The sequence below is a fragment of the Microcoleus sp. SVA1B4 genome (assembly GCF_036700545.1).
Classification (GTDB): Bacteria; Cyanobacteriota; Cyanobacteriia; order Cyanobacteriales; family Microcoleaceae; genus Microcoleus.
Genome location: NZ_JAUBPB010000023.1, coordinates 19273 through 44266, shown reverse-complemented (window position 1 = coordinate 44266; position 24994 = coordinate 19273). Strand labels below are relative to the sequence as shown.

The window sequence follows — 24994 nt, the reverse complement described above, 5'->3', positions numbered from 1 at the left end:
GATCGCCCATTTGGGTCAAAACTAAATTTCATCATCAACAACATCTTCCGGCAACTCTACCACACCCGCAATCAACTTCCAACAAGGGTCATCTCCCTCCCAATCATCGGGCCGCCAAGGCATACTCAAACTCACTGTTACCAAACAAGCTTTTTGCGGTTGATACCCCAATTCTAACTTTCTAATAAACACCGGATCTGTAATTGTTGCAGTCAATCTTTGACCATGCTGCGTGACAATAGATCCTTCCCATTTATTACCACCTTCAAATCTTTGACTTAGCTTTTTTACCGTAAATCTTACTGCTTTGACTAATTGCAAAGTTAGGCGATCGCACATTGGCAAAGACTGCATATATGCCACCGTAACATATCGCAAATCGTTGTGCAAAATATATTCTTGACTCTGGCAATATTTCAGCAAATATGCTGACGGAACTTTCCCTACTTGCCGCCATTTTCCCGGTAAAACAGAAAGATTTTCACACTCAAAGCCAAAGTCCGGCCCCGTCTTTGCCAGAGGAATTTCTAGAACATCTAACAACGCGGGTTCAAGTCTATTTATCTGCCGCATTTCTTTAGGAATTTGGCCCTCTGGTAAGTCGGAAACAGGACGCACCCACTTACCTTGAAGTTCATTAATTCCGGCGATGCACCTGTCGCCGCGTTTCCAGGAATTAGCGAGACAAATTATCCGAGTCATTCGATTTTAGATTTTAGATTTTAGATTTTAGATTTTAGATTCATCCCACCATTATCTAATCTTTTCACTAAATCAAAGATGATTAATTGTGACATTTTTCCACTTCTCGCTGAGATATTCAGCAACTAAGCGGCGGTGACAATTATGAGGTTTTGGTTCGCTACAAAGCAGACACCCGCAGTCTAAAATATCCGATGAAACCTTGTGTTCAATTTGTCGATCGCCCATTAAGCCCAAAAACTTCTGTTCATAAACCTCCCAATCTCCCTTTTTCTTTTTATAATCATCCAAAATATCTTGAGTTGGCGCTAAATCCAGAATGTGAAGGTACTCAATATTGCCAATGGTTCGCAAAAAATACTCTAAATCTTTCCGCTTAGCAAAACCCGCCAACTGCGATACATTATTCAGCCGCGTATCTATCACCCTGCGGACTCCCGCTTTCATCAAAGTATCAAAAAACTGCTCGGCGCTTTTTTGAGTAAAACCAATTGTAAATAAATTAATTGCTTTCTTTTGTGACATAAGCGATTTCCAATCCGTGACGATAATAAGCTGTTTCTAAATCTACTATTTCCTGTTTAACTTGAGGCTCTAATTCAAACAAGCTTAGCTGAATTGGCTCATTATTTTTTTTGCCTTTGTTAAACTTGCTCAAAAGTCTTTCTTCTAAATGCTCGTGCGATTCTAATTTTCCATCTGACAGAATGTGATTAATTTGTAAATTAAAGTCTTTGACTTTGTGGCAGACTAAAATAGTCCGGTGACAAGTAATCGGGTCTTTTTCCGCACACATTAAACTGATTTTATAATTGGCTGCGCCTTGGATCAAGCGCTGAATTCCTTCGGAAAATAGAGGAGTTGCTGCTATGCGATCGTATAAAGCTTTGCCGCTAGTATCGTAACAGCTTAAATCCTCTGGTCTCGCGCCCAACTCTTTGCCTAAAAAAACATATTGAATGCCAACACTTGACAGAGAAACTTTAATTTCGGATTTATTAAAATGAGGTAAATAGCGGCTAAAAGGATGCGATCGCACGTCCGCAACCGCCGTAATGCCATGTTTTTGCAGCAGCAAAACAAACGCTTCAATACTTAGATTGGAGTGTCCGATCGTAAATAATTCCATTGCTTCGATCTTACTATGCAGTCTTTGCCTTGCGGATGAAAGTTTGTGTAGCCCAATTTTTGCAATTGGTAGACTTCAAGCTGTAGGTTTCTTTAGCAACTTTTGAATCACAAGTTGCACAGCCAGCAGCATCAAACCCAAAGATGCAAAAGCAAAAACACCCGCACCCAAAGCCACAATCCCCATAACTAAAGTTCGCACAGCCGCGCCAATGTTAATCGCAGTCACATTGTCAGAATGAATGGGGGAATTTGCAAAAGTTTGGACTATAGACAAAGTTAGCGCGTACAAAGCCGCCGCAAACCCGCCCGCAATCAGGGAACCCATCACGCACCGCAAAATCGTCGGCGGCGTGGAAGATGCAGAGGTTGCATCTTCAGCCGAACTCAGAGGTTTAGAAGTAGAATTTGGATTAGTTAAATCAGTCATGGCGATTTTAGATTTTAGATTTTAGATTTTAGATTTCTGGTTAATTCACCAAAACTAAAATCGGTATTGCATGACATATTATCAGTTCTTCGATCTCAATAGACTCTGCGAAAAGTTAGATTAATCTTTACCCTCGCCTGTTAGACAGGTTTAACGGGCGATGGCGATCGCACCCTCTTCGAGTTACACCCTCGAAATCGGCGGTTTCGTCTCGTTTCCCTCCGAAAAAATCTGAATCCCAGTATTGCTAAACTGTGCTACCCAAAAATCCAAATCTGGAGAAGCGATCGCACTTTTAACCCGTTCCAAAACCTGCTGAGCCTGCTCTGAAGACTCTGCCAGCGCAAACACCGTCGGCCCGGAACCCGACATCATCGTTCCCAAAGCCCCCGCCGACTCAAAAGCCTGCCGCAACTGCAACACCTGCGGGTACACAGGTAAAGCAACTTTTTCTAAATCGTTGTGCAGTAATTGACCAATTTTCGATCGATCTTTTTGGGCGATCGCCCCCACCATCGGGCCCGAATGCAGCCGTTGCCGACGGCACACCAAATCTTCCGCTGCACAATAGGAACTACTGAACTGCTGGCGATAAGTTTGATACGACCATGCCGTAGAAATACTGAGGTTGCGGTACTTTGCCAAAACCACAAAAAAGCCACCCAAATCAGGCAGTGGCGACAGTTGATCTCCGCGACCAGTTGCCAAAGCCGTACCTCCCGCAATGCAAAAAGGCACATCCGAACCCAAAGTTCCCCCCAACTCTTGCAACTCCGACTGAGTAAGTCCCAATTGCCACAGCAAATCCATCCCGACTAAAACCGCAGCCGCATTGGCCGAACCGCCTGCAAGCCCCGCCGCCACTGGAATCTGCTTGTGAATGGCAATCTCGACTCCGCCGTATTTCGCCAAAGCATCGGGGAATTGCTTCGCCAACAAATCCGCCGCCCGGTAGGCCAGGTTATTCTTATCAGGAGGGACTTGCGGGTGATCGCAGCGCACGCGAATCGTGTCCGTACCGATCGCGCGCAAGTCAATTCGATCGGCTAAATCTATGCTTTGAAGTACCATCGCCAGTTCGTGGAATCCGTCGGGGCGATCGCCTATGATTTCCAGATACAGATTGATTTTTGCTGAAGCTAGCAGAGAATATGAACGCATAGGTGATTAAGCCGCAGGTGAAAGAAACCCCTGGTTGAAATTAATTGACACCAGTCAGAGTCCATTTTCTCACAACTCAAAGGAAATATTATGCAGGAAATGTGGAAAACTTTTTTTACTTCCGGGCCATTTATTCCTCACGGCCACTGCTATCTCTGGCATACCCCGTTAGTCTGGCTTCACCTAGCCTCAGATTCTATCATTGCACTCGCGTATTTTTCCATCCCGATTACATTGGTTTATTTTATTTCCAAACGCGAAGATTTGCCCTTTAATTGGATCTTTGCCCTATTTGGAGCCTTTATTGTCGCCTGTGGCATCACTCACATATTTGAACTCTGGACACTTTGGCATCCTAACTATTGGCTTTCAGGAACAATGAAAGCAATTACTGCCCTTATTTCATTAGCTACAGCCATACTTTTGGTAGACTTAATGCCTCAAGCCCTAGCACTCCCCAGTCCCGCACAGTTAGAATCCGCCAACCGACTCCTAGAAGCTGAAATTGTCGATCGCCAATTAGCCGAAGCTGCACTAAAAATAGCTAAAGAAGAATTAGAAATTCGAGTTGAGGAACGCACCGCAGAGTTAAAGTCTCAAACTCAACATTTAGAATTGGCAAACCGACTCCTAGCATCGGAAATTATCGATCGCCAATTAGCCGAAGCTGCACTAAAAATAGCTAAAGAAGAATTAGAAATTCGAGTTGAAGAACGCACCGCAGAGTTAAAGACTCAAACTCAACAACTCGAACAAGCCTTGTCTGAATTGAAGCAGGCTCAATCAAAGCTAATTCATAGCGAAAAAATGTCATCTTTGGGGCAATTGGTCGCTGGGGTTGCTCATGAAATCAACAATCCGATTAACTTTATTTACGCGAATGTTACTCACGCTCGCGAGTATGCCGATAGTTTGCTAGAATTGGTGAATATCTATCAAGAACAGTATCCGAATCCCTTACCCACACTTAAAGAAAAACTCCAGTCTGTAGATTTAGATTTTATTATCTATGATCTACCAAAAATATTAATTTCTATGAAAAACGGGGCCGAGCGCATTCTCGGTATTGTCAAGTCGCTGCGAGTTTTTTCGCGCCATGACGAAGCCGATATGAAATTAGCCGATGTTCACGAAGGAATTGACAGCACACTGATGATTTTGCAAAGCAGATTGAATGCTAAGCCCGGTTTGGCGAATATTCAAGTTATCAAACAATATGGCAATTTACCCCGAATCGAGTGCTACCCCGGACAGCTAAATCAAGTGTTTATGAATATCCTGGCTAATGCTATTGATGCTTTAGAAGATGACAGCCACAGCGAGTCGATTGCAGCCAATGAAGCTGATAGCCGCATCATCAAAATTTCTACCCAACTTTCAGACAGTGAAGTGGTAGAAATCCGAATTAGCAACAACGGGCCAGAAATAATCGAATCGGTGAAAAACCAGTTATTCAATCCATTTTTTACCACTAAACCAGTAGGTAAAGGCACGGGATTAGGTTTATCTATTGGCTATCAAATTATCACAGTAAGACATCAAGGCGAATTGCAGTGTATTTCTGCACCTGGGAAAGGTGCAGAATTTATTATTAAAATTCCGATTAGCCTGCAATAAACCTTTCAGAAATCCCAGAAAACCTAAATTCAACTGTTAGTAGTCACAGGTAAAAGTGTTGAAAAAAAAAACACCCATATCTCCGAATTATTTAATAATTCGGGTATCTAACACAATCCTGAACTTCAAACCTCGCACATAAGATTATTGCTCAACTTTACCCATTGCTCCACGCTTAAATCTTCAGCGCGAGATTGAGGATTTATCTGTAACTCTTCTAGCAATTGAACGAGTTTATCTAAGTCCACAGCCCCTTTCAAATTATTTCGCAGCATCTTGCGCTTGCTACCAAATCCCAACTTAACTAAATTCTCCAAATAGCGCGGATTAACCGCCGGAGTTTCTATCTGTCTGGGAAGCAGCCGCACCACGGCAGAATCGACTTTTGGCGGCGGAAAAAAGTCTTTAGACGGCACATCGCAAATTAACTCGCATTCTGCTAAATACTGCACCCGCACCGACAGCGCGCCAAAAGCTGTCGAACCCGGTTTAGCGTAAAGCCTTTGGGCCACTTCTTTCTGCACTAACAGCACGATCGCATCGAAGGGTTTAGCAGCAGGAACAGAGATTGTTCCCAGCAGTTTTTGCAGAATCGGGCCGGTAATATTATAAGGGATATTGGCAACAACTTTATTGGGATTTTGGAATTTGGGAAAGGCTGTTAGTTCAGCCTCTAAGTCCATTTCCAGGATGTCGCCTTGCAGCAATAAAAAATTGTCGGTTTTGCCGAGTTGTTTGGCTAGCTTGAGACACAAATCTCGATCGATCTCCACAGCTACAACAGACTCAGCCGCAGGCAGCAAGCGTCGAGTCAAAATCCCCGTGCCCGGCCCAATTTCCAGGACGCGATCGCCATCCAAAGAAGCCGCTTTCACAATCTTATCTAAGGCTTTCTCGCTTTTGAGCCAATGTTGAGCAAACTGTTTCCGGGGTCTGGTCGATCGCATTTTTTGAATTTTTGGAGAAATCTTAGCCTGTCATTCTATCACAGCTCAATATCTTTTCCCAACCTACGGTGATGTTTATTTTTGTTAACAGGGGTTGAATTAACCACAAAACTTGGGCACTATAATAAGGACAAACGATAAAAAATAAATTTATTTCTTCCCAATTACCAACAGCACAACACGGAAGGCACGGAGACAGGGATAGCTGTTTTTCCAAATAACCAATAACAAATATAGCAATCCTTGCAGGAGTCGTAAATTTTTTACCCCACCCCAACCCTCCCCTTATCAAGGGGAGAGAGTAAGAAATTTACAAATGATTTAGGATTGCTATAACCAATAACAAATAACCAAGAACCAATTACCACTTCCCCAAAAATGAAATTCCAACGAGTATTTGGTACATTACCCAAAACCACAGCCAGCGCCCCCGGCCGAGTAAACCTGCTGGGCGAACACACAGACTACAACGATGGATTTGTACTTCCAACAGCGATTCCCCAGCGCACCACAGTACAAATCGGCTTCAGCAGCGACGATCGCCACCATTTTTATTCAGCAGAATATGACGAACTGATAAATTATTCAGACGACGATACCATACCGCAAAAATTTGTCACTTATATCTGTGGCTGCCTCAGACTTTTAGAAAAAGAAGGATACAAAATACCGCCAATAAATCTCTACATTACCTCGACTGTGCCGATCGGAGCCGGTTTGTCCAGCAGCGCCGCTTTAGAAATAGCAACCCTCAGAGGAGTGCGCGCCCTGCTGAACCTCCCCATAGACGACGTGCGCCTAGCTCAAATCGGACAGCTAGCCGAAATCCGATATGCCGGCTTGAACTGTGGGATCATGGATCAAATGGCGTCGAGTTTAGCAGACACCAACACCATGCTATTAATCGACACCCGCAGCCTCGAATGCCGCCCGATACCTTTTCCCGCAAACACAGAAATTTTAATAATTGACAGTGGCGAAAGCCACCAACTCGCCGCAGGAAGCGGCTACAACCAGCGGCGCGCCGAGTGCGAGGAATCCGCGCGGATATTGGGAGTTAAAGCTCTCAGGGATATCGCCGATCCCCAAGCTGTCGAAGTATTGCCGGAACCCCTCAGAAGACGAGCGCGGCACGTGGTTACTGAAAACAACCGCGTACTCGAAGCGGTAAAATCTTTACCAGCCAAACGTTTTGGCGAGTTAATGAATGCTTCCCATGCCAGTCAGCGCGACGACTACGAAGTTTCGGTGCCGGCAGTAGACACGCTGGCGGCCATCTTGCAGTCAATCCCCGGAGTTTTCGGCGCAAGGCTGACGGGCGGAGGTTTTGGCGGTGCTTGCGTAGCCTTGGTGGAGAGTGGGAAAGCGGGTGTTATTGCATCCGAGGCGATCGATCGCTACCAGCGCGCGGGTTATAGTGGCCGCGTTTTGGTTCCCGAAATTAAAGTTAATTCTTAACTCCAGAACTATCTCCCGGTAGGGAAGGCCACCGCACAGTCACGATTACCGATTCCTCCTCGGCCGACCAATAATGAGGCACTCCCGGCAGCCAGAGAGCATAATCTCCTTCGCGAGAAAGCAAGATTTCTTGCTCTGGAAATTGCAGGCGAAACCGCCCTTTTACCAGGATAGAAAGCGTCGTGGCTTCTGCATTTACCGCCCACTGAGTCCTACAATCTCCGGCGGGGTGAGTGCCCCATTTTACCTCTAATACAGAAGTCGATCGCGGGTCATCTTCCGGCGTCATAAAGTGACCCGCAAACCAACCGCCCCGACTTGCACCTTCAGCGCCCGCATTTCCGAAAACCACTTGAGATGACATCAGCTAATCAGGTAAACAACAAATAGCTTGAGAGCACAAACTCTACGTTTGGTACTCAAGGACATCCCGCTCGATCGCTCGTGTCGTAGGGACACTTTAATAGTCCATAGGTGTCAACTTAACGTACAACCGATAGTCCCACAGTCCGACAGGGGTTGAAACCCCTGCCTCAAAGCTAAAGTCGTCTGAAGACGACTAATGAGTTTTTCAGTCCTCTTTGAGAGGACTTTAGCTATGAGACAGGGAATTCATTCCCTGGCTGCCTCAAAGCTAAAGTCGTCTGAAGACGACTAATGAGTTTTTCAGTCCTCTTTGAGAGGACTTTCGCTATGAGACAGGGAATTCATTCCCTGGCGGACTAACGGGTGGGCGGGAGGACTGGTGGACAAAAAGCTTAAGTTGAACACCTATGGGCTTGGCCTAAGTCCCTACACTCGCTGTGTCCCTACAAGGGCTTACCACCAAAAGTGCGATACTTACTTGCGGCCCGAAGATTGACCTTCCGTAGTCGCTATTTCCCCAGCTTCCATCAACTGCTTAAAGCGACGTAAATCATCTGCAATTTGCTGTTCGGGAGCTTCGCCAAATAGTTTAGCAGCACCAGCACCAATTGCACCGCCCGGAGGGTTGTATTCGATGACAACTTTTACCTCTGTACCCCGTCCCGCTGGTGCCGGTTGAAAGCGCACAAAGCCAGAATTGTCAATATCAGATCCTTCCACAGACGCCCAAGCAATTAAGCGATTTTCTTCTTCGCGGACAATCTCTGCATCCCATTCCACACTATTGCCCATCGGCGCGCTGGCAATCCAGTGAGAACGTGTTTCATCGATGACCGTAACGTGTTTGAGATGCTTCATAAACCGAGGCAAGTTTTCAAAATTGCGCCATAAACGGTACAATTCATCAGCCGGTTTGTCGATCGTCACCGTCTTTTCAACTTTAATGCTTTGATTGGCATCTGCGGCCGACTGCAAACCCTCTACAACCCCCAGCCCGCGAGCCGCTAAACCACCGCCTGCAACCGCCAGCAAAGCACCTCTCAAAGAACGCTGCGACAAACCAAAAAGCACCAGCGCCCCGCCACCAATTAAAGATGCCCAGCGTTCGGTATCGCCGGTGTTAGTTTGGTTTTGTTTGTCGGAATTTGTCATTGAAGTAGATTCCATTGGTTTAAACCTCGTGAATTAATAGCGAAAAATAGCAGCTAAAGGTGCCTCGTCCGGCACTTGTTCCGGCGGCATCGCGTAAACAGTTCCGCCGTTGAGAATAGTTTGAATTGCTGCCGCATTCAACAAATCAGCGTCGCCCAATTCTGCATCGGGGTGGATTTGCACCGCGTTAGTATCGGGATTAAAAGTACCCCACTGCTGAACGCCAAGAGCAACAAATAGTCGATCGACCCGTCCAAAATAAGCAGCCGAAACAGCTTCTTTCAAATCCGCAGAAATTTTATCGCTGCTTCTGCTCGGACTGGCTCTAGCAATCCCACCGCTTCTTTCTTATCAAATCCGTACTCTACTATTTTGTGTTCAGCCTCTCTGATTAAATTTTTGAACCGAATCGGATTTTGTTGAATTTCTGTTGAGCGAGCGACTGGCATATAAATTGATACGCACAATCCCGGAGATTGTTGTACCAGTGCTTTGAGTTCCTCTGCAGATATTAAGTTCACCGCTGAAACTCTTTTTCTAATAAGGGGTTGTGTAATGAAAACAACAGATTCTTTAAAATGTATCTTTCCTGGCGCGGCTCCGGCGTCTGCCTAAAGTAATGATCGCCTGCTGTAGAGCATTTCATCCCCGGACTAAAACGGGGGTTTAAAGCTCTTGTCGCTTTTACTGCCCGCGTCCTGGTTTGCAATCTACGAAACCTAATGCTTCTGTGTCGAGAAAACTGGCGATCGCCATTTCGATCAGCGCTTCGATCGGATATTCAATTTCCGCAGCACGCGCGATTAGAGCTGCTTTAATTCGTTCTGGCAAACGTCCCAAAATAACTTCGGCATCAGCAGGAGAAAGTTGTTCTTGAAGTTTGGCTTGCATGGCATTCACCTTTGGGTTGGAATTTGAACGTTGTACGGAGGTTCAGTGGCTCTTAGAATGATGGCTTCTAGCTCCAATAGTAACGCAGGGTTTTCACAGTGAGAGATTAATTGCATTGCAATCCGCACATCCTCGTCATTGTACTTATCGAGCCACGCCCATAAAAAAGCCTTGTGCCCGCCACTGAAGCGTCCTCGTAGGCTCTTGGTTTTACCGATGTAAAGTAATCCGTCAGTTATGTGCCTGACTGCATAGATGCCAGGGCGAGCAGGAATCTTATCAAACTCACGGGTCAAGGGTTGACATTGCTCGAAAGGAGTGAAGGCGATCGCATCTAGAATTCTCCGCGCTTGGGCTTGCAGTTCAGAATCGTTTGTTGGCATGGAAGCAAGAAGGCTAATTGCACAGAAATCATGTTCCCACAAATTCTGTTATAGCTCCCAAATAAACGGAATTGAACCGTTTTTTTGTCGATCGTACTGAGACAATACTCGCAGCAACCATTGGCGCGTTGTTTAATGAATTGTCGTTGCTGCTGTGTGAGGCGGGATTCAGGCATAATCAACGATATCGGGTTGAGGATTGATGCCGAGGGTTTGCATGAGCTCCGTCAGAGGTTGGTTGCGGAAGGTTGCGAGTTGAATTAAGGCTTGAATGCGGGTAACGTTGAGTTGTTCAAGGCGATCGCTCATTTGGATCAGTTGCTTGTGTTCTTGGGGAGTCAGGGTTTCGGCATGACGCTTGGCGATGAGGGCATGGTATTCTTCCCAGGTTTGTGCACTAAAGCCGATGTTAATTTGTTGCAGCAAGTCGGCTTCAGTAGGTTGGGTGGTTGGAAGTCTAGGCTGGAGGCGTTCTTGCAGGGCGTTGAGGATGTAGCGATCGGGTTCAACGCCCTGTCGAGATGCTTCAGTGCGGATCTGGTGTTCGAGTTCGGGAGAGAGGTTGAGGGTGATGGTGGTCATGGTTATCTTGGCAGCAACATCTATTCATCATTTTAGCGATCGGGTTTTCACATTATCAAAAACTATGGCTGAGATGAAACTCCGATCAAAATATCCAGATTCACTCAGACAAATTATCAAAAATGCTTTGTCAGAAAGACTCCCTAGCATTGAAGCAGGAATTAAACGAATGAAAGAGCGACTTCAAGAAAATGTATATAGCAATCCTAAATCATTTGTGAATTTCTTGCCCCCTCCCCTTAGCAAGGGGAGGGTTGCAAAGTGGGGTAAAAAACTTACGACTCATTTAGGATTGCTATATTGCTAAATCTTCTTTTCACTTAGCACTTTTCGCAAGGCCTTGAGAGCATCATCAAGTCCGGTGTCCAACATAGCTCCACCTGTAAATTTAACCAGATCTGATGAATTAACGACAACCTCAATGCTATCCCCACCTGCTACCGCCAGCTTAAAAAATTGAGCCTGTTTCATGATAAAACCATTTGGCAATGTGTAGTTAGTAGAATCGTCTCTAGTTGAAACTGCAACTACATCTCGATAATAAAATTCATCATCTCTTTCATTAACAGGAACGCCTCTCATGAAGTTATAGTCACATTGATAAGAACTGAGTTTGTGTTCTGTTAAATGTATGATTGTTACGGCATTGAGGCTAAATCGAATATACTTATCCTTACCTTTCTTCCATGTGAGTTCCTTATTTAGGATACCATAAACTGACCAGAGAATTGGACCACGAATTACAACCGAGTCTCTGATTAATTCAGATTCCTCAATATTGAGACGCTGCAATGAGCGTTTTTTGAGATTTTCGATATCGTCAAGTAGCCAAGAATCAATGGTTAGATCCCCAGGAGCATCCATCATACGTTTAATCTCGATAAACAACCATGCTCCTCCTATCATTAGAAAAATTACACCCATGCCTAATGTAGAGGAATGTGGCAGGAAGATGAAGCTGAAAATAATAAGAATGATTTGCCATTTTATCTTAAGTTTCTGAAAATAATTGCGGATTCTCTTACGCTTATCATTCTCCGAAACGGATTGACTTAATGCGATACCTTGGGATGCTTCCATTGAATTTTATCCAATCAGTTAATTTGGTTTACAAGATCCATGTACATTTGATTACCAGTCATCGGTAGTTTTACTAGCAATGCTCGCAATCTATCAATGTTTGTCTCACCAGGACGAATAAATTCCAATATGCTTTCGATGGATGGTGATGGGCAGTTCATTCCGTTGCCAACGTAATAGTCATATCGAACAAGTGCTCGAAACCAATAAACAGTTGCGTCAAAATCACCCATAGCACTAGCCGTAGCCAACAATTGATCGATTTCTTCAATTTCACTACGTTTCAATATTTTGGGTCGTCTGCCTCTGAGCAATGCTAGTGCCAGATAGTAGTAGACATAAGCTATTGATGGATTAGCTTTAATTGCATCATTGAATAAGTTTATTGATTGCGGATAAGACTTTACGTCCAACAATTTAATACCTTCATTCAATAAAACAGCGGGATCTGGTGATGGTTGGGCTTCTACATTGATGTTATTAACTTGTGTGTGGACACGTTGATTACGCTGGTCGTAGGCCATGATTTTCTAACTTCTCACTTCAGTGACTATTCATCTAAAAATCGTAGCTAGCTGTTAAGCTGTCGCGCATTTAAATTGCATATTCGGGACGGGCTAGGAGCAACGTCCCACAAGACTTTGATTATTTCTTGACATACAGTTTAAATGCAAAACAGCTTATCCGCCGTGAACACCTGTCAACGTCACAACTGTTAAAACAGTTGTTGAACCATCTCAATAGATTTTGCGATGCCTGCGATAATACCACCAACCTCAATCGCATTTTTCAGGAAGTCCTTCGCTGTACCAAGATGCTCCAATATGGAATTTTTATTTGGTTCAGGTTTTTTGGCTTGATCGACAGCCTTCTGAATTTGATATTGAACATCTGTGACTATCTCAGCATCGATAACTTGAGCCTCACCAGCTTTTGATATCTCATCCTTAAGTTTTTCCAACTCACTGATGAGATCTGTTGGATTTTGAACATTACCAAAATTGATATTACCAGCAGAATTGTACTGATAATTCACTTTTTGACCACGCATATCGAACGCTGACATATTTTTTTCTCCATCTAAATCAACAATGTATCTAAAAGGTTATACGGGATATATGAACTACTTACAGGTCATTTACCAGATTTCAGTAAATATACGGAGAGCTTGCCTGCACAAAAACACTATTTTTCTGAATACACGGAAAGTTTCCGTGATTCTGTCAAACAGATAAGGAACGGATACTATAGCAACCGCCAAGTGGTTAAGGCATTTACGATCGTTGAGTCCTAAGCAAAGTCGAAAGGCTCAATAACCAAAGCGCCTTGGCGACTGCTGTAACATTGGTTAAACTCGTCTGAAACCTTTGTCTCTCGCTTACTTCATTTATCGCCCCACACTCACACCGCGATATAATTCCTCGATCGCCAGTTCCAACTCAATACTCTGTAAAGTATTATTTGTAGGTTAGGCGCAGGCAGGAAGTGGCTCATAAACGAGTTGCATGAGTTTTTCTGAAGGAACGGTTTCCATTGCATAGGTATTACCTTGAGCATCGGCAAAATCTACTAGATAAGCGCGATCCTCAAAGCTCATGAGAATAGTGCCAACTTGTCCCGGTCTGAGCAAAATTGGCTGAGAGGTTGCTTTATGGATTGCCTGAATTTCTGCGGTCAAGGCAACAACATCATACTCGTGTAACGTCATCACAACCTCCTCAATTATTGACAGGATAGGTATTCGCTCTTTTTTAACCGCTGATTAACGCAGATAGGAGAATGGCGTTCGCTATTTTACCCTAAACAAACAAAACCCGCTAGATGCGGGTTTCATTTTAATAATTGCTATTTAACTAATTACTACATCACAACTGCACTCATCAAAGTTTGCACGTTTTGTACAACAGCAGTAGTAAAATTATGAGTCACAGGCAAACTGTCAACGACTATTCCGGCACACAATAGCATCAGGTACAGAATAGAGTATTTGAAGAGCGATCGCGCAACAATCTTATCCTCTGGAGTCTGCAACAGCAACCAAGCTTTTTGGGCAAAAATAGCACCGAGGAAAATAGCTGTTCCCGCATACACCGCGCCCGCTAAATGCAGGGGATAAACTAGCAGCAAAGTTGCAGGAATCATCAATAGCGTGTAAATCCAAATTTGGCGGGCTGTCTCTTCGTCGCCCTCAATTACGGGTAACATCGGCACGCCTACTTCCTTGTATTCATCGCGAATCATCATTGCTAATGCCCAAAAATGCGGCGGTGTCCACAGGAATATAATTCCAAACAGCAGCCACGCACCCCAACTCAAATCTCCCGTAACCGCAGCCCACCCAACAAGCGGGGGAATCGCCCCTGCTGCACCCCCGATGACGATGTTTTGCACGCTGTGACGCTTCAGCCAGTGGGTGTAAATTAGGACATAGAAAAGGATGCCTGACATTGCTAGTAATGCGGCTAATAAGTTGGCAACAACTGTGAGCAATGTAAAGGATATTGTAGCTAGGGCGATCGCAAATATCAAAGCATCCCGCTTCTTGACACGCCCGGAAGGAATCGGCCGCCACCGGGTGCGCTCCATAATATAATCGATGTCGCTGTCGTAGACACAATTAATGGTATTCGCCGACGCAGAAGCTAAAGCGCCTCCCGTAATAGTTGATACCAGTAATAGCGGATCTACTTCTCCTTTTGCCGCCATCCACATTCCTGCTGATGTGGTGATTAGCAGCAGTAAAATAATTCTGGGTTTTGTTAGTTGATAGTAACTTTTCACGACTTGCGAAAAGTTTTCGTGGAGACGGGGGCTATTGTTTGTAAGAACTTCTTGCATCGGTTATTAGTTGTTAGTTTTCAGTTGTCAGTTAGTTGTCATTGGTTCGTAGGGGCGGGTTTTACGAGAGATATCTGCCGTAGCTAAAAGGATTAATAAACCCGCCCCCACCGACGAGAGATAAATCAGCCCTCTCTTACTCAAGGAATAGATAAATCTGCGTTTTAGAGAGTGTCCGGTTGATTGGTGCTTGTCTGGGCGGGGCGGGTTTAGGAAACTGTTGGCTTTTATCGAGAATGATGGTGAACCCGCCCCTACAAGACCTTGGATTATAATAATAACGATGCTACCGGACATAATATTACTCTCAAGCTGATAAAACTCGATCGCGCCAAGCTAAAACACTAAAAGCTATCAGGGTTCCCAGCAAAGCAGCACCGACTGCTTGGTGGGCGACTGTCAGCGGTTCTACCTGAAGGTGCAGCCGGAAAGTTGCTAATCCCAGAACTAATTGAGCAATTAGGCAAACACTCGCCCAGTTAGCCAGTTTTCGCAATTTTGGGCTCAGTGCAGGCTGCCGCCAAGCCATGACTGCTACGGCTAAAGTCGCTGCTGTAGCTGGTACGATACCGGCGATGTGGCTGTTCATTACCGAGCACAATTCTGAGGAGTCCAAACATTGGTGCAGTGCCCATCTAGAGCCTACTAATGCTCCTAGCAAACTTTGCAGGTAAACTAATAATGCTGCGATCGAACTTACCCAAGCCAATTTGCCTGCATTTCCTGTAGCTTCGTAGGGAGTCAGCATGAAACCGATGACTAGCAGGGCGCCAAAAAATAGTAAAGCTGTTCCCAAGTGAGCGGTAACGATGTCAAATCTCAGCAGTTGTGTTACTGTCAAGCCGCCCAATACGCCTTGAAAAACGATTAAAAATAGTGCTCCGGCGCTCGCCCAAGGCAGCCATTTTGGCAGGCGGCTGCGGTAAAACAAAGATAGTCCTAAAAGTGCGATCGCGCTCAGGCCAATCGCTGCTGCGTCCAACCGGTGAAACCACTCCAGAAATACCTGCAAATTCATTTGCGCTGCAGGTATTAATTGACCGTAGCACAGCGGCCAGTCGGGGCAAGCGAGCCCCGCATTCATGACTCGCGTGGCGCTGCCTACTGCCATTAACAGCCAGGTTGCGATCGCAATTTTCCACACTAAGCCGCGGATAATATCTTTTGGCTGCCACTGCACTCCTGCTGCTTTTGGCTGATTTAAAACTGAGTTTGCCATGAACTTTACCTTAGCCTTTGTTATCGATCGAACTTAATGAAATAGCGAGCTTTTACTTTTGCTGAGCTTAGCTGAGCTTAACACTCTTTTTCGGTGACAAACCGTCATATATACTACCTTAGCGACATCGCAATCCAATTAGTTTGTCTTTAGATATTTTTCAACTTTCCTCTTTACATTACAAAGTATTGCAGCTATTTTTATAAATTTCAACAAACTTTAATTATTTTACCGAACCCTTTGCTGTTACAGCCTCCCTCCCTGTCCCCCTCGCGGAGAAAAATAAAGATATCATTAAGAAAAGCTTTTTTTGAAAGGTTTATGATATATACCCAACTTTAACGTAAAAATTTGTAACTAAATACAGGACTGAAGAGTTACCCCCTAGGTGTTATTCAAGGTAGTTCTCAGGTTTACTCACCTTAGATTGTATAATTCAGTTCCAACACTCAGCGTTTTATCTAATCCACCAGTTATCATTTCTTGCCTGCTTAACTAAATTGGGAATGGAGGAAGTGGCGCTCTTGCAGGGTAGGGTTCACTAATCTTTGAATCGGTAACTTATAAAAATTCCTGCACTTTTCTGGTGGAACCACCTTGAAGGCATTCAGACTAAACAGTGCGATCGCTATTTTTACTAGGCCAATGTTACTGAATTATATCATGTCCGGGCGATCGCATATAATAAGGGAGTAGTGACTACTGGATTTTAGGCTTGCATGGTGCCTCTGCTCCGAGATCATCAATTGATAGATCCAATCCCTCTATCTGACGAACCATACATCAATTCTGGCTCGCCAAGTTAAAATCACTTTTTATCCTTGGTCAATGTTTTTGAATCTAGCCTAATAACTAATGACTAATGACTAATGACTAATAACTAATGACTAATGACTAATGACTAATGACTAATGACTTCGTTATTTCAAAAATCTAAAAATATAAAATTATGTCACAAAAAAATGAAACTGCTGTTCTCATCTTATCCCTCCTAATTACGATCGGACTAGCCGGTGCAGGTATTTGGTGGCTGACAAGCCGAGGCGGCATCAATGTCGGGGGTTTATCACCCCAAAATCCGACATTTCCCAAGCCTCCGACTAATTCGTCGCAGTCAGATCAGGCAATTGAGCAGCGTCTGAGTGCCGGACAAAAAGTGTTAATTCCAGAGCAAGCCACAACAACCAAACAAACAGCAGTACAGGCGATCGCCTCTGGCAACTATAACGCAGCTATTTCCGATTTACAAGCTTCGCTGAAAACCAATCGCAACGATCCAGAAGCCTTAATTTACCTCAACAACGCCCGCATCGGCGATCGGAAATCCTACACAATTGCCGCCGCAGTTCCCATTGGAGGCGATATCAATGCGGCTCTAGAAATTCTGCGGGGCGTAGCTCAAGCTCAAAATGAAATCAACCAAAGAGGCGGCGTTAGCGGGACTCCATTAAAAGTGCTAATTGCTAAGGATGACAACAACCAAGAAATGGCTGCCCAAATTGCTACTGCTTTAGCAAATAATTCGGAGATTATAGGAGTAATTGGGCATTTTGGTTCAGATACAACGCTAGCAGCTAGCAAGATTTACCAGCAAAAACAATTAGTAGCAATTTCTCCCACAAGTACGTCAGTGCAGCTCTCAGGAGTTGCCAACAATATATTTCGGACAGTGCCGAGCGATCGGTTTGCAGCTAATGCTCTTTCCCGTTATATGGTGGAAAAATTGCAAAAGCAAAAAGCTGCTGTATTTTTTAATTCTGCTAGCAGTTACAGCAAATCTTTAAAAGATGAATTCACGACGGCTGTTTACGGAGATGGAGGACAAATAGTATTGGAATTTGACTTTGCTAATGGCAATTTTAATGCCGCCGATAGCGTTAAAAGTGCGATCGCCCAAGGAGCAGAAGTGATTCTGTTAGCATCCGATTCAACCACGATCGACCAAGCTTTGCAAGTAGTGCAAGTAAACGGCAAACGGCTGCCCTTACTAGCAGGAGACGGTGCTTATACTGCTAAAACACTGCAAATCGGTGGCGCAGGAGCAACAGATATGGTGCTAGCTGTTCCTTGGCACATTCTCGCAGATCCGCAGTCCAACTTTCCCCAAACATCCAAACAACTTTGGAATGCTGAAGTAAGTTGGCGCACAGCTTTAGCCTACGATGCGACGATCGCCTTAATTGCCGGTATAGGGCGCAATCCGACTCGTACAGGCATTCAACAAGCTTTATCGGCGTCAGATTTTTCGGCAAATGGAGCATCGGGCCCGATTCGGTTTTTGCCTTCGGGCGATCGTAATCGAGCAGTTCAATTAGTAACTGTTAAACCCGGAAATCGCACCAGTTACGGTTACGAATTTGTGCCGATTAATTAAAAAACAAGTTCTGGTCATTTGTCTATGTATAAGCTGTTCTCCATTTAAATTGTGTGTCAAAAATCACTCAAATTATTGTGGGATGGGCTTCTAGCCCGTCCCGAATATGCAATTTAAACGCGCAACAGCTTAGCAGAAGGAAGAAGGAAGAAGCAATAAAATCAATCGTGTCAGCCATTAAGGATCGCGAATTAAATAATTTACACAAGTTTGTGAGTTGGGCGTCCCGCCCGCCCTTTCTGGACGGGCGGGACGCCCATCCCACAAGAACCATCAAAATTCTAAGTTATTTAATTCTCATTCCTAACAAGTCCTAACCGTCTTGGCGGTTGCTATAAAATCTACCATTGTTCCTTGGCGGGGGCAGCTTGATGGGATTTTTTGTTAGCGCGATAAAGGTTTGGTGCAAGCCGCGCGGGATGGAAACTCGATCTAAAGTTGCGAAACTGCGATCGCCCTAACTGCCCTATTCCTCTCAAAAACAGCCCTCGGTTTCAAAGCAATTCTCAACAACAGCCACAACGATCGCCATTCTCCCGGAGTTTCCTGTCGCTGCCACTGGCCCGGGCGACAATACAGCATTTCGATCAAACAGCGGTGCTGGCTAATGTTCAGGCGATCGAACGCAATTCGCACAGTCGGAAATTCCGCAAAACTGCACTCTTTTTCATCCCGAAAACTCGACTCCAACTGAGATTTATCGCTCACCAACTCAATCTTAGCCACAGGAATAAAACAGTTCTCTTCCATAATTTCCAAAGTCGCCGAATCGCAATCAATCAAACCTTTTGCCAAAGGACGCTCAGTGCCAAACTCAACAACAGACGGCCCTACAGATATCCTTGCTTTGACTGTCGCACTGCGAGGGAGCGCTTTTATTTTACCCTGGGATAAAGTTGTCGGAACGGCATATTTTGGCAAAATCTCTGCTGCTGTAAAACTCTCTTTACTGCCTTTATTTTTCACCGCAAAACTTGGCCACTGTGTCAAAGCAACTTCCGCGCCACTTTCCGAAATTACAGTGGTTACACCCCAAAAACTTTGACCGCCAATATTCAGTTGTACAACCCTGCGTAAATTGAACCATTCGTAAATGTCCGGCTTAGGAATATCCACCAAAATCAGCAAGGCAATCCCCAGCATCAGCAGGTTGTACGCGCTCCAAATCCATCCCCAACCCAGGCTTTTTGACAAATCTGCACTTTCTGATATTGACTGTACGGTGCCAACATTTTTAACTAAATTAATGTTGAAATTGTGCCACAAACTGACTGCTGTAGCTGCGAACAAGACAATCAAAGGCCATCCCAAATTCCAGTTAAAACGAAAGCGATCGCTCGCCATTCCTTTTGGCGTCACCTGAAACCCTTTTCCAAACGGATTCAGCATGGAACTCACCACCGTCACCGCTAAAGGAATACACTGGACGAACGAATAAATATCCGAAAGCAAAGCCGATCCCGATCTGCGGTTCAGCCAAGAAAACACAGTCAGTTGCACCAAATAGTAAGGCAGGAAAAAGTACAGCAATTCCCGCGCACTTGCCCGCAAAGGAATTATGCCAAAAAATGAATAAGCTAAAGGTATCAACAGATATAAAACCTTGGTTAAACTGGTAAACCAGTGCAACAATCCTTCCAAATGAGACAGCCTTTGTACGAATCTGAGACCGCGAATTGTTAAAGGATTGGAATCAATAAAAAATGCCTGAAGCGTGCCTCGCGCCCAGCGTAGCCTTTGATTTAGATGAGCCTCTATACTTTCAGCCGCCAAACCAGCACTCAATTTTTCATCTAAATAAACTAAGCGATATCCGGTTGCTGACAGCCGAATTCCGGTAAAATAATCTTCGCAGATTGAATCTGTGACCAAGCCTCCGGCTGCTTCTAAAGCACTTCGCCTCACTACAAAAGATGTACCGCAACAAACTACGCTGTCGGCGCTGTCTTTGATGATTTCAATTTGCCGATAAAAGATTTCTTCTTCCGGCGCGAGCACATTTTCTAAACCTAAATTCCGGGAGATGGGGTCGTGATTGTAAAAGCTTTGCGGTGTTTGAACGAGGGCGATTTCGGGATTTTGAAAAAATCCAACTGTGCGAGTTAAAAAGTTTTTAGTGGGAATAAAATCTGCATCGAAAACTACAATTAGTTCTCCATTTGTTAGGGCTGTGGCATGATTGATGTTTCCAGCTTTGGCGTGAATATTATCGGGTCTGGTTATATACTCGCATCCCAGTTCTTTTGCTAGCAACTTGATTTCATGCCGCTTGGTATCGTCGAGCAAATATACTTTTTTGTTGGGATAATCTAATGCTTGACAGCCGATTACACTGCGCCGTAAAATAAAAGTCGGTTCGTTGTAAGTTGGGATAAAAATATCTACGGGCGGGGTGAAGTTTCCAGCTTCAACTGCAACTGCCATGCGATCGGCTTCTCGACGCCGGTCTTTCATTCTCAGCATTAAATACAATTGAATACTGCTGTTAAAAACCAGTAACATTTCTAGGAAAAACAGCCCCAAACTAAAGATACCGTTGAGGGGATCGGTTAAATTTAGAGTAGCGAGCGATCGCCATAAAACGTAGCGAATCGTTAAAGCCAGAACTATTGCAACTACCACAGCGCGCGACCATTTCTGCGGTTGAGGCGAAATTTTAATTGCAGCTAAAGCGGTCGAAACCAGCATAAAAGTCGGCAGTAACAAATACATCTTGCTCGTAGCAGGCACTTGCAGCCACACAGGCGGGTTTTGCTGCCAAATGTTAATTGTGGCAAAAATACCGCTGACTGTACCTTCACTGCCAAACCAGGCTGCGGCGATCGCACCTGCGAAAGCAACCACCCCCAACACGACTAGCGTTGCCGTCTGCACCCGCGAAATCCGCCCAAAGCGGCGTTTCAAGTCTTGAAAATCAAATCTTGAAGTTGTCATAAAATAATTTTAAAGTCCCGATCGTGCCTGCAACAGTAAGGGTTTCCTGCTGTCCACTTTTTAATTCAGTTGAAAATTCCGACACACCCCAATTACTCTCTTTACATTTTTTAACATTCTGACCATTGTATGATAATTCATCTTGCTTGCGGTTGCCAAACTGCTTAGCAAGTCCAAACCTGGCAAAATATAGCAGAAGCAAGAAGGAATAAGGCTTTAGTTACCGAGGAGAGAAGTCAATCGATTTTAGATTTTAGATTTTAGATTTTAGATTTTAGATTTTAGCATTGACCCCACGGATCAATTAGGGGGGCAAGTTTCATCGGAGACAGGTTTTTTATTTCTGGACGGATGAATCACGTGGCGGGTATCCTGGAGGCGAGGGGTCAAAAGCAATCTTCGGCAAGGATTTCAGCAATGTCAGCAACAGGCTTTCGGGCCTGTTTCACCATAAAAAATATTTCTTGTGGGCCGTTTCTGCGACGCCGCCCATAAAAAGCTGATTGAAAATGCTGCCACATCCCAGTCCTAAACGTCGGGCCCGCTTGCTATAGTTCAAAAAAAATTATCTTGTCTACAAATCAAATAGGATTGCTATATCAAACTATAGCAATCCCTAGGATTTAACAATTAGACGAATTTGACATCTAACTAAAGGTAGATTAATTTTATATTAATTTAAAAAAATTACCGCGATCGCAGCACAAAAATTTAGCCATCCAAAAACTAATCAGCAATTTCTAATTGCGAGATTGCATAGCGGGCGACAGCCAAACTAACTCTGGCTTGTTCTATTTCCGACAATTGGGCCCAAGGTCTTTTAGTAGCCATCACTAATTCTCCCCCTTCCGAATCCACATCTCGCATGGCATAAGCCAAAGGACGTGCCAACACCTGCAAATCTTCCTCAGCCCACTGAGGCAAAATATCTAAGACGCACTCTACCATTTGGTCAGCTAAAGATTGATACTTAACAGTGGCGTTTTGCACGCTTTGAGCGATGCTGGCCAAAAAATCTTGAGGAACGCGAGCAAATTTCTCGCGCAAAGACTTTTGCAGAGCAGTCGTCAGCCAAACTTGTTCTAATTGCGAAAATAAAACTTGCGACTTCAGGGCAATATCGCTGTCGCTGAATGAATCAGATAGCGCAAATTCCTGCTCTAGGGCAGTTAAATAAGATTCCGATTCAAGCTGTGCAGGATTCCAGGGGTAAGCAACATCAGTCTGAACAATTGTGGCGAGAAGTTCCATCTGGGCCTGAGTTTGAGAATCTCGAAAATATTCAGAATCAGTAGATTGGGTAGCCATGATGTAATACCTAAGTGGGAAAAGGAAAAGACAGAGGGGGGACTGTGCCAAGAGCTAGTGCCGAGCTATCAGTGGTGAGTAACTCTCTTAAATTCAGACTGGAGACTTAACGCCTAGAACTTTGCTGTGCTACTCGCCGCTTGTCTTCATTAGCTACACCCGCACCTTAATTCGTTCCGCAATCAGTCTCACTGTAGCCCGAAGTTTTAGGAACCTCAATAGTGAACTCAAAAATCTGACCTTGAGAACTGCCAAATTTTAGCTGAGTCCCGCTGCGTAGCAGCAATTCTTGGTGGTGAACTCTCTGCCATCCCTCAGATCCCAAAACTAGAGTCCCGTAGCGAGAAAAATCGCGCAGGAAGTAGCTAGGTTCTTCCCGGCTATCTCCGATCGTGTTGCGACAGAAAATCTCGGCGTGTTTTTGAGAAACCCACTGTTCTCGAATCACTACGTCGTTTTCTTCCCAGCGTCCGACTCGAACCATACCCGCGCGAATGGGCCAAACCTGATTGCTCGAGTCGGTGGATTTGCCATTGGGTCGATCGCGCCCCCGCAAATAAGCACAAGACGGCAACCGTCCCAGCCAAGTAGAAGAATTTAAAGGCAACTCAGTTTTGAGGTCATCAACCGGCTCAGTTAGCTGACCGTCAAACTCAGGGTGCATATACAGCACAGGCAGCGTCCAAGCCGGTTGATTGAACTTGTAAAGCGTTAGTAGCTGCTGTCGGGCGACGGCAACTGCCCGATCGATCGACATCCGTCCGGCCAAAGCTTGGGCAAAAGTTTGGATAAAACTCAGGGCCTCACGATCGGCGATCGAGTCCCGCATCCCCAACACCGCAGGCACCCCGTGATGGATCAGTACCTCAGCCAAACTGCTGCGGGCGATCGCCTGTTGCTGGCCGTTAGTTGAGTGCCACCTCTCCACCGCCGGCTGAGCTCCCCAGCAGGCATTAAACACCGCCAGAGTCACGCGGCACCGAACTAATACTTGAGCCAGTTCAGTGCCATTAATCGCCGTTTCCGGCCCCAAAAACAGCAAACCGCCGTCGGGGCCCGGTATCCCGTGGCCGGCGTAAAACAGAATGTTGTAAGCTTGCGTTTCCAGCCGAGAAATGAGTTCCGCCGGAGTAGGTTCGATCAGAGTATCGACGTGAGTCGGAACGCTGATGTCAAAATATTTGCCGCTGTCGTCGGTTTGAAAAGCACTTTCCAGAATGCCAGCTAGGGCGAGTGCTTCTTCTCCCAACTGCAAATGACCGTTATTACTGTTGGAAAATTGAGAATTAGCACCGCCGCCTGGTTCTGCTTGTCCCAAAACTAGCAAAATGTTGAGCGACTCCGCAGGATGCAGGGGTGGCAAAGGTTCAACATTGCTGGTAGTGCGGCTAAAAAGCAATTGCTGCGACAGAGAAATTGCTGGTTGACCAGCTTGAGGCTGCATAATTTCCCAAGGTAAAGCAATTAAATACGGTTCGCGCAAGTCTACGCGCACTCGCAGGGGTAGATTTTGCCCGATCGCGATACCTTTACTTTCCTGCAGACTACCCTGAATCGGCCCTTCAAACAGCCACTGCCAAAGATTAATCCCCAAATGCTGCATCAGGCGACTGCTGTAGCTTGCCGGTGGCCGAGGCGGATGCTGATCCCCCTTGTCGCCCCACCCCCCTTGACCGAGGTGGAGGGGCACAGAGGGCGTCGGTATTCGTTGTTCAGTTTCTGCCAGTATATTCTGGTTGTTTTCCGGCGAGACCAAACTGCCATCAGGATTTAGGGGCAATTCGTGAATTGTCCCGGAGGGCGAAAACATTTCCTGCCAAGCTTTCCATGATTGGGAGAGGGTATCGGGCCACATACAATCGTGGTGAACGTACCCGCTGGGATAGGGAGCTTGTAGAACCCAAGTGGCAAAATGGTTTGCCCCAGAGGTTCTCAGGCGAGCGATCGCTATACTGAGGCAAGGACTTTCAGGGCGCGCCATTCACAAAAAACACTCGGTAAGTGGGAAGCTCAGAGACTTTAGTCCTGAGAGGAAAACGACTCGGCGGTTTCAACCGCCTTGAATCCCCTTTCGGGGTTAGAGGGGTATGGTTGCCCCTCTGTGGAGATATGGTTGTCTCCGAATCCCTTTCGGGTAATGTTCGCCTCGACCTGGTTATAAAGGCTTGTTAGACCTGCAACACTGTTTCAGTGACTTTAAAACTGTTTAATTGCAGATGACAGAGCGGAAAACTGGCGTCGCATTCTCCGGTATCGTGACCTGAATAACGTCTCCTCCTGAGAGGGGTCTGGTCAGAACAACTTGTAATTTCTTACAAGCTCAGTGGCTTTAGCCCTGAGTTACTGACAACTACCGACTCTGGATATAGGGTGGGATTGAGTTTCTCTATTTGTAGTTTATCGGGTTTGGGGTGCGATCGAGTG

The 24994-nt window shown here is 45.2% G+C and carries 26 protein-coding genes; 4 read left to right on the top strand and 22 right to left on the bottom strand.

All coding sequences use genetic code 11. The features are described 5' to 3' along the window. Positions 1–21 precede the first annotated feature (21 nt). The 5 genes from QT987_RS13210 to ispE all read right to left on the bottom strand — a co-directional run bounded on the left by QT987_RS13210 (position 22) and on the right by ispE (position 3421). Positions 22–702, bottom strand: coding sequence for a dual OB domain-containing protein (locus QT987_RS13210; RefSeq protein ID WP_333240478.1), 681 nt, complete (start codon positions 700–702; stop codon positions 22–24). Between the two features lie 72 nt (positions 703–774). Continuing rightward, positions 775–1227: a DUF488 domain-containing protein gene (locus QT987_RS13205; RefSeq protein ID WP_333240476.1), complete on the bottom strand. Its 453-nt coding sequence runs from the start codon at positions 1225–1227 to the stop codon at positions 775–777. Further along, a complete protein-coding gene (locus QT987_RS13200) occupies positions 1205–1831 on the bottom strand; it encodes a DUF488 domain-containing protein (RefSeq protein WP_333240474.1) in 627 nt (208 codons plus the stop codon). The genes QT987_RS13205 and QT987_RS13200 overlap by 23 nt, the downstream gene beginning before the upstream one ends. Before the next feature lie 75 nt (positions 1832–1906). Then, positions 1907–2260, bottom strand: a complete 354-nt coding sequence (locus QT987_RS13195) for a DUF3082 domain-containing protein (RefSeq protein ID WP_333056726.1) — start codon at positions 2258–2260, stop codon at positions 1907–1909. 183 nt (positions 2261–2443) lie between these two features. Beyond that, entirely contained in the window at positions 2444–3421 is a 978-nt protein-coding gene (gene ispE, locus QT987_RS13190) for a 4-(cytidine 5'-diphospho)-2-C-methyl-D-erythritol kinase (protein WP_333240472.1), read from the bottom strand. 90 nt (positions 3422–3511) lie between these two features. Here ispE and QT987_RS13185 point away from each other — a divergent pair, with 90 nt between their 5' ends. Continuing rightward, complete coding sequence (locus tag QT987_RS13185) at positions 3512–5038, top strand: ATP-binding protein (protein WP_333240469.1); 1527 nt, start codon at positions 3512–3514, stop codon at positions 5036–5038. Positions 5039–5163: 125 nt separating this feature from the next. Here QT987_RS13185 and rsmA read toward each other — a convergent pair whose 3' ends face one another. Continuing rightward, positions 5164–5985 (bottom strand): 16S rRNA (adenine(1518)-N(6)/adenine(1519)-N(6))-dimethyltransferase RsmA, encoded by an 822-nt coding sequence (gene rsmA / locus QT987_RS13180; protein WP_333209787.1) that lies wholly within the window; start codon positions 5983–5985, stop codon positions 5164–5166. Between the two features lie 378 nt (positions 5986–6363). Between rsmA and galK the strand changes: the two genes are divergently transcribed. Next, positions 6364–7443 carry a galactokinase gene (gene galK / locus QT987_RS13175; RefSeq protein ID WP_333240467.1) on the top strand — a complete coding sequence of 360 codons (1080 nt, stop codon included), beginning with the start codon at positions 6364–6366 and terminating at the stop codon, positions 7441–7443. Here the strand turns inward: galK and QT987_RS13170 are convergent. The 7 genes from QT987_RS13170 to QT987_RS13140 all read right to left on the bottom strand — a co-directional run bounded on the left by QT987_RS13170 (position 7433) and on the right by QT987_RS13140 (position 10817). Next, a complete protein-coding gene (locus tag QT987_RS13170; RefSeq protein WP_333240465.1) occupies positions 7433–7807 on the bottom strand; it encodes a signal peptidase I in 375 nt (124 codons plus the stop codon). The genes galK and QT987_RS13170 overlap by 11 nt on opposite strands. A gap of 476 nt (positions 7808–8283) precedes the next feature. Further along, entirely contained in the window at positions 8284–8976 is a 693-nt protein-coding gene (locus tag QT987_RS13165) for an SRPBCC family protein (protein ID WP_333240462.1), read from the bottom strand. A gap of 18 nt (positions 8977–8994) precedes the next feature. Next, positions 8995–9246 (bottom strand): hypothetical protein, encoded by a 252-nt coding sequence (locus tag QT987_RS13160; protein WP_333240460.1) that lies wholly within the window; start codon positions 9244–9246, stop codon positions 8995–8997. Continuing rightward, positions 9243–9482, bottom strand: a complete 240-nt coding sequence (locus tag QT987_RS13155) for a hypothetical protein (RefSeq protein WP_333240459.1) — start codon at positions 9480–9482, stop codon at positions 9243–9245. Before QT987_RS13155 ends, QT987_RS13160 begins: the two co-directional genes overlap by 4 nt. Before the next feature lie 163 nt (positions 9483–9645). Next, positions 9646–9852: a hypothetical protein gene (locus QT987_RS13150; RefSeq protein WP_333056716.1), complete on the bottom strand. Its 207-nt coding sequence runs from the start codon at positions 9850–9852 to the stop codon at positions 9646–9648. Between the two features lie 5 nt (positions 9853–9857). Beyond that, positions 9858–10235 (bottom strand): GIY-YIG nuclease family protein, encoded by a 378-nt coding sequence (locus QT987_RS13145; RefSeq protein WP_333240457.1) that lies wholly within the window; start codon positions 10233–10235, stop codon positions 9858–9860. Positions 10236–10403: 168 nt separating this feature from the next. Continuing rightward, positions 10404–10817, bottom strand: a complete 414-nt coding sequence (locus tag QT987_RS13140) for a hypothetical protein (protein ID WP_333240453.1) — start codon at positions 10815–10817, stop codon at positions 10404–10406. Between QT987_RS13140 and QT987_RS13135 the strand changes: the two genes are divergently transcribed. After that, the gene (locus QT987_RS13135) at positions 10816–11124 is read left to right on the top strand and encodes a hypothetical protein (RefSeq protein WP_333240450.1); all 309 of its coding nucleotides are present in this window, start codon (positions 10816–10818) and stop codon (positions 11122–11124) included. The two genes, QT987_RS13140 and QT987_RS13135, sit on opposite strands and share 2 nt — an antisense overlap. Here the strand turns inward: QT987_RS13135 and QT987_RS13130 are convergent. The 6 genes from QT987_RS13130 to QT987_RS13105 form a co-directional block, all read right to left on the bottom strand. Beyond that, entirely contained in the window at positions 11121–11897 is a 777-nt protein-coding gene (locus QT987_RS13130; protein ID WP_333240448.1) for a hypothetical protein, read from the bottom strand. The genes QT987_RS13135 and QT987_RS13130 overlap by 4 nt on opposite strands. 14 nt (positions 11898–11911) lie before the next feature. After that, positions 11912–12421, bottom strand: coding sequence for a hypothetical protein (locus QT987_RS13125; protein WP_333240446.1), 510 nt, complete (start codon positions 12419–12421; stop codon positions 11912–11914). A 191-nt stretch (positions 12422–12612) separates the two neighbouring features. Next, on the bottom strand, positions 12613–12963 hold the full coding sequence (locus tag QT987_RS13120; RefSeq protein ID WP_333240443.1) for a hypothetical protein: 351 nt from the start codon (positions 12961–12963) through the stop codon (positions 12613–12615). A 402-nt stretch (positions 12964–13365) separates the two neighbouring features. After that, on the bottom strand, positions 13366–13605 hold the full coding sequence (locus QT987_RS13115; protein ID WP_333240441.1) for a DUF4926 domain-containing protein: 240 nt from the start codon (positions 13603–13605) through the stop codon (positions 13366–13368). Positions 13606–13757: 152 nt separating this feature from the next. Then, on the bottom strand, positions 13758–14735 hold the full coding sequence (locus QT987_RS13110; RefSeq protein WP_333240439.1) for a heme o synthase: 978 nt from the start codon (positions 14733–14735) through the stop codon (positions 13758–13760). Positions 14736–15042: 307 nt separating this feature from the next. Further along, positions 15043–15954: a heme A synthase gene (locus tag QT987_RS13105; RefSeq protein ID WP_333240437.1), complete on the bottom strand. Its 912-nt coding sequence runs from the start codon at positions 15952–15954 to the stop codon at positions 15043–15045. Between the two features lie 949 nt (positions 15955–16903). Between QT987_RS13105 and QT987_RS13100 the strand changes: the two genes are divergently transcribed. Then, on the top strand, positions 16904–18328 hold the full coding sequence (locus QT987_RS13100; protein ID WP_333240434.1) for an ABC transporter substrate-binding protein: 1425 nt from the start codon (positions 16904–16906) through the stop codon (positions 18326–18328). 432 nt (positions 18329–18760) lie between these two features. Here the strand turns inward: QT987_RS13100 and QT987_RS13095 are convergent, their stop codons facing one another. From QT987_RS13095 to QT987_RS13085, 3 genes are all read right to left on the bottom strand, one after another. Then, positions 18761–21262, bottom strand: a complete 2502-nt coding sequence (locus QT987_RS13095; RefSeq protein ID WP_333240432.1) for a glycosyltransferase family 2 protein — start codon at positions 21260–21262, stop codon at positions 18761–18763. A 726-nt stretch (positions 21263–21988) separates the two neighbouring features. Then, positions 21989–22570, bottom strand: coding sequence for a hypothetical protein (locus QT987_RS13090; protein WP_333154909.1), 582 nt, complete (start codon positions 22568–22570; stop codon positions 21989–21991). Positions 22571–22736: 166 nt separating this feature from the next. Then, a complete protein-coding gene (locus tag QT987_RS13085; protein WP_333240429.1) occupies positions 22737–24551 on the bottom strand; it encodes a CHAT domain-containing protein in 1815 nt (604 codons plus the stop codon). Positions 24552–24994: the final 443 nt, after the last annotated feature.

Excerpts from the sequence above, each read along its gene's own strand:
- QT987_RS13210 (WP_333240478.1), bottom strand. The coding sequence starts at position 702 with ATGACTCGGATAATTTGTCTCGCTAATTCCTGGAAACGCGGCGACAGG.
- QT987_RS13205 (WP_333240476.1), bottom strand. The coding sequence starts at position 1,227 with ATGTCACAAAAGAAAGCAATTAATTTATTTACAATTGGTTTTACTCAA.
- QT987_RS13200 (WP_333240474.1), bottom strand. The coding sequence starts at position 1,831 with ATGGAATTATTTACGATCGGACACTCCAATCTAAGTATTGAAGCGTTT.
- QT987_RS13195 (WP_333056726.1), bottom strand. The coding sequence starts at position 2,260 with ATGACTGATTTAACTAATCCAAATTCTACTTCTAAACCTCTGAGTTCG.
- ispE (WP_333240472.1), bottom strand. The coding sequence starts at position 3,421 with ATGCGTTCATATTCTCTGCTAGCTTCAGCAAAAATCAATCTGTATCTG.
- QT987_RS13185 (WP_333240469.1), top strand. The coding sequence starts at position 3,512 with ATGCAGGAAATGTGGAAAACTTTTTTTACTTCCGGGCCATTTATTCCT.
- rsmA (WP_333209787.1), bottom strand. The coding sequence starts at position 5,985 with ATGCGATCGACCAGACCCCGGAAACAGTTTGCTCAACATTGGCTCAAA.
- galK (WP_333240467.1), top strand. The coding sequence starts at position 6,364 with ATGAAATTCCAACGAGTATTTGGTACATTACCCAAAACCACAGCCAGC.
- QT987_RS13170 (WP_333240465.1), bottom strand. The coding sequence starts at position 7,807 with ATGTCATCTCAAGTGGTTTTCGGAAATGCGGGCGCTGAAGGTGCAAGT.
- QT987_RS13165 (WP_333240462.1), bottom strand. The coding sequence starts at position 8,976 with ATGGAATCTACTTCAATGACAAATTCCGACAAACAAAACCAAACTAAC.
- QT987_RS13150 (WP_333056716.1), bottom strand. The coding sequence starts at position 9,852 with ATGCAAGCCAAACTTCAAGAACAACTTTCTCCTGCTGATGCCGAAGTT.
- QT987_RS13145 (WP_333240457.1), bottom strand. The coding sequence starts at position 10,235 with ATGCCAACAAACGATTCTGAACTGCAAGCCCAAGCGCGGAGAATTCTA.
- QT987_RS13135 (WP_333240450.1), top strand. The coding sequence starts at position 10,816 with ATGGTTATCTTGGCAGCAACATCTATTCATCATTTTAGCGATCGGGTT.
- QT987_RS13140 (WP_333240453.1), bottom strand. The coding sequence starts at position 10,817 with ATGACCACCATCACCCTCAACCTCTCTCCCGAACTCGAACACCAGATC.
- QT987_RS13130 (WP_333240448.1), bottom strand. The coding sequence starts at position 11,897 with ATGGAAGCATCCCAAGGTATCGCATTAAGTCAATCCGTTTCGGAGAAT.
- QT987_RS13125 (WP_333240446.1), bottom strand. The coding sequence starts at position 12,421 with ATGGCCTACGACCAGCGTAATCAACGTGTCCACACACAAGTTAATAAC.
- QT987_RS13120 (WP_333240443.1), bottom strand. The coding sequence starts at position 12,963 with ATGTCAGCGTTCGATATGCGTGGTCAAAAAGTGAATTATCAGTACAAT.
- QT987_RS13115 (WP_333240441.1), bottom strand. The coding sequence starts at position 13,605 with ATGACGTTACACGAGTATGATGTTGTTGCCTTGACCGCAGAAATTCAG.
- QT987_RS13110 (WP_333240439.1), bottom strand. The coding sequence starts at position 14,735 with ATGCAAGAAGTTCTTACAAACAATAGCCCCCGTCTCCACGAAAACTTT.
- QT987_RS13105 (WP_333240437.1), bottom strand. The coding sequence starts at position 15,954 with ATGGCAAACTCAGTTTTAAATCAGCCAAAAGCAGCAGGAGTGCAGTGG.
- QT987_RS13100 (WP_333240434.1), top strand. The coding sequence starts at position 16,904 with ATGTCACAAAAAAATGAAACTGCTGTTCTCATCTTATCCCTCCTAATT.
- QT987_RS13095 (WP_333240432.1), bottom strand. The coding sequence starts at position 21,262 with ATGACAACTTCAAGATTTGATTTTCAAGACTTGAAACGCCGCTTTGGG.
- QT987_RS13090 (WP_333154909.1), bottom strand. The coding sequence starts at position 22,570 with ATGGCTACCCAATCTACTGATTCTGAATATTTTCGAGATTCTCAAACT.
- QT987_RS13085 (WP_333240429.1), bottom strand. The coding sequence starts at position 24,551 with ATGGCGCGCCCTGAAAGTCCTTGCCTCAGTATAGCGATCGCTCGCCTG.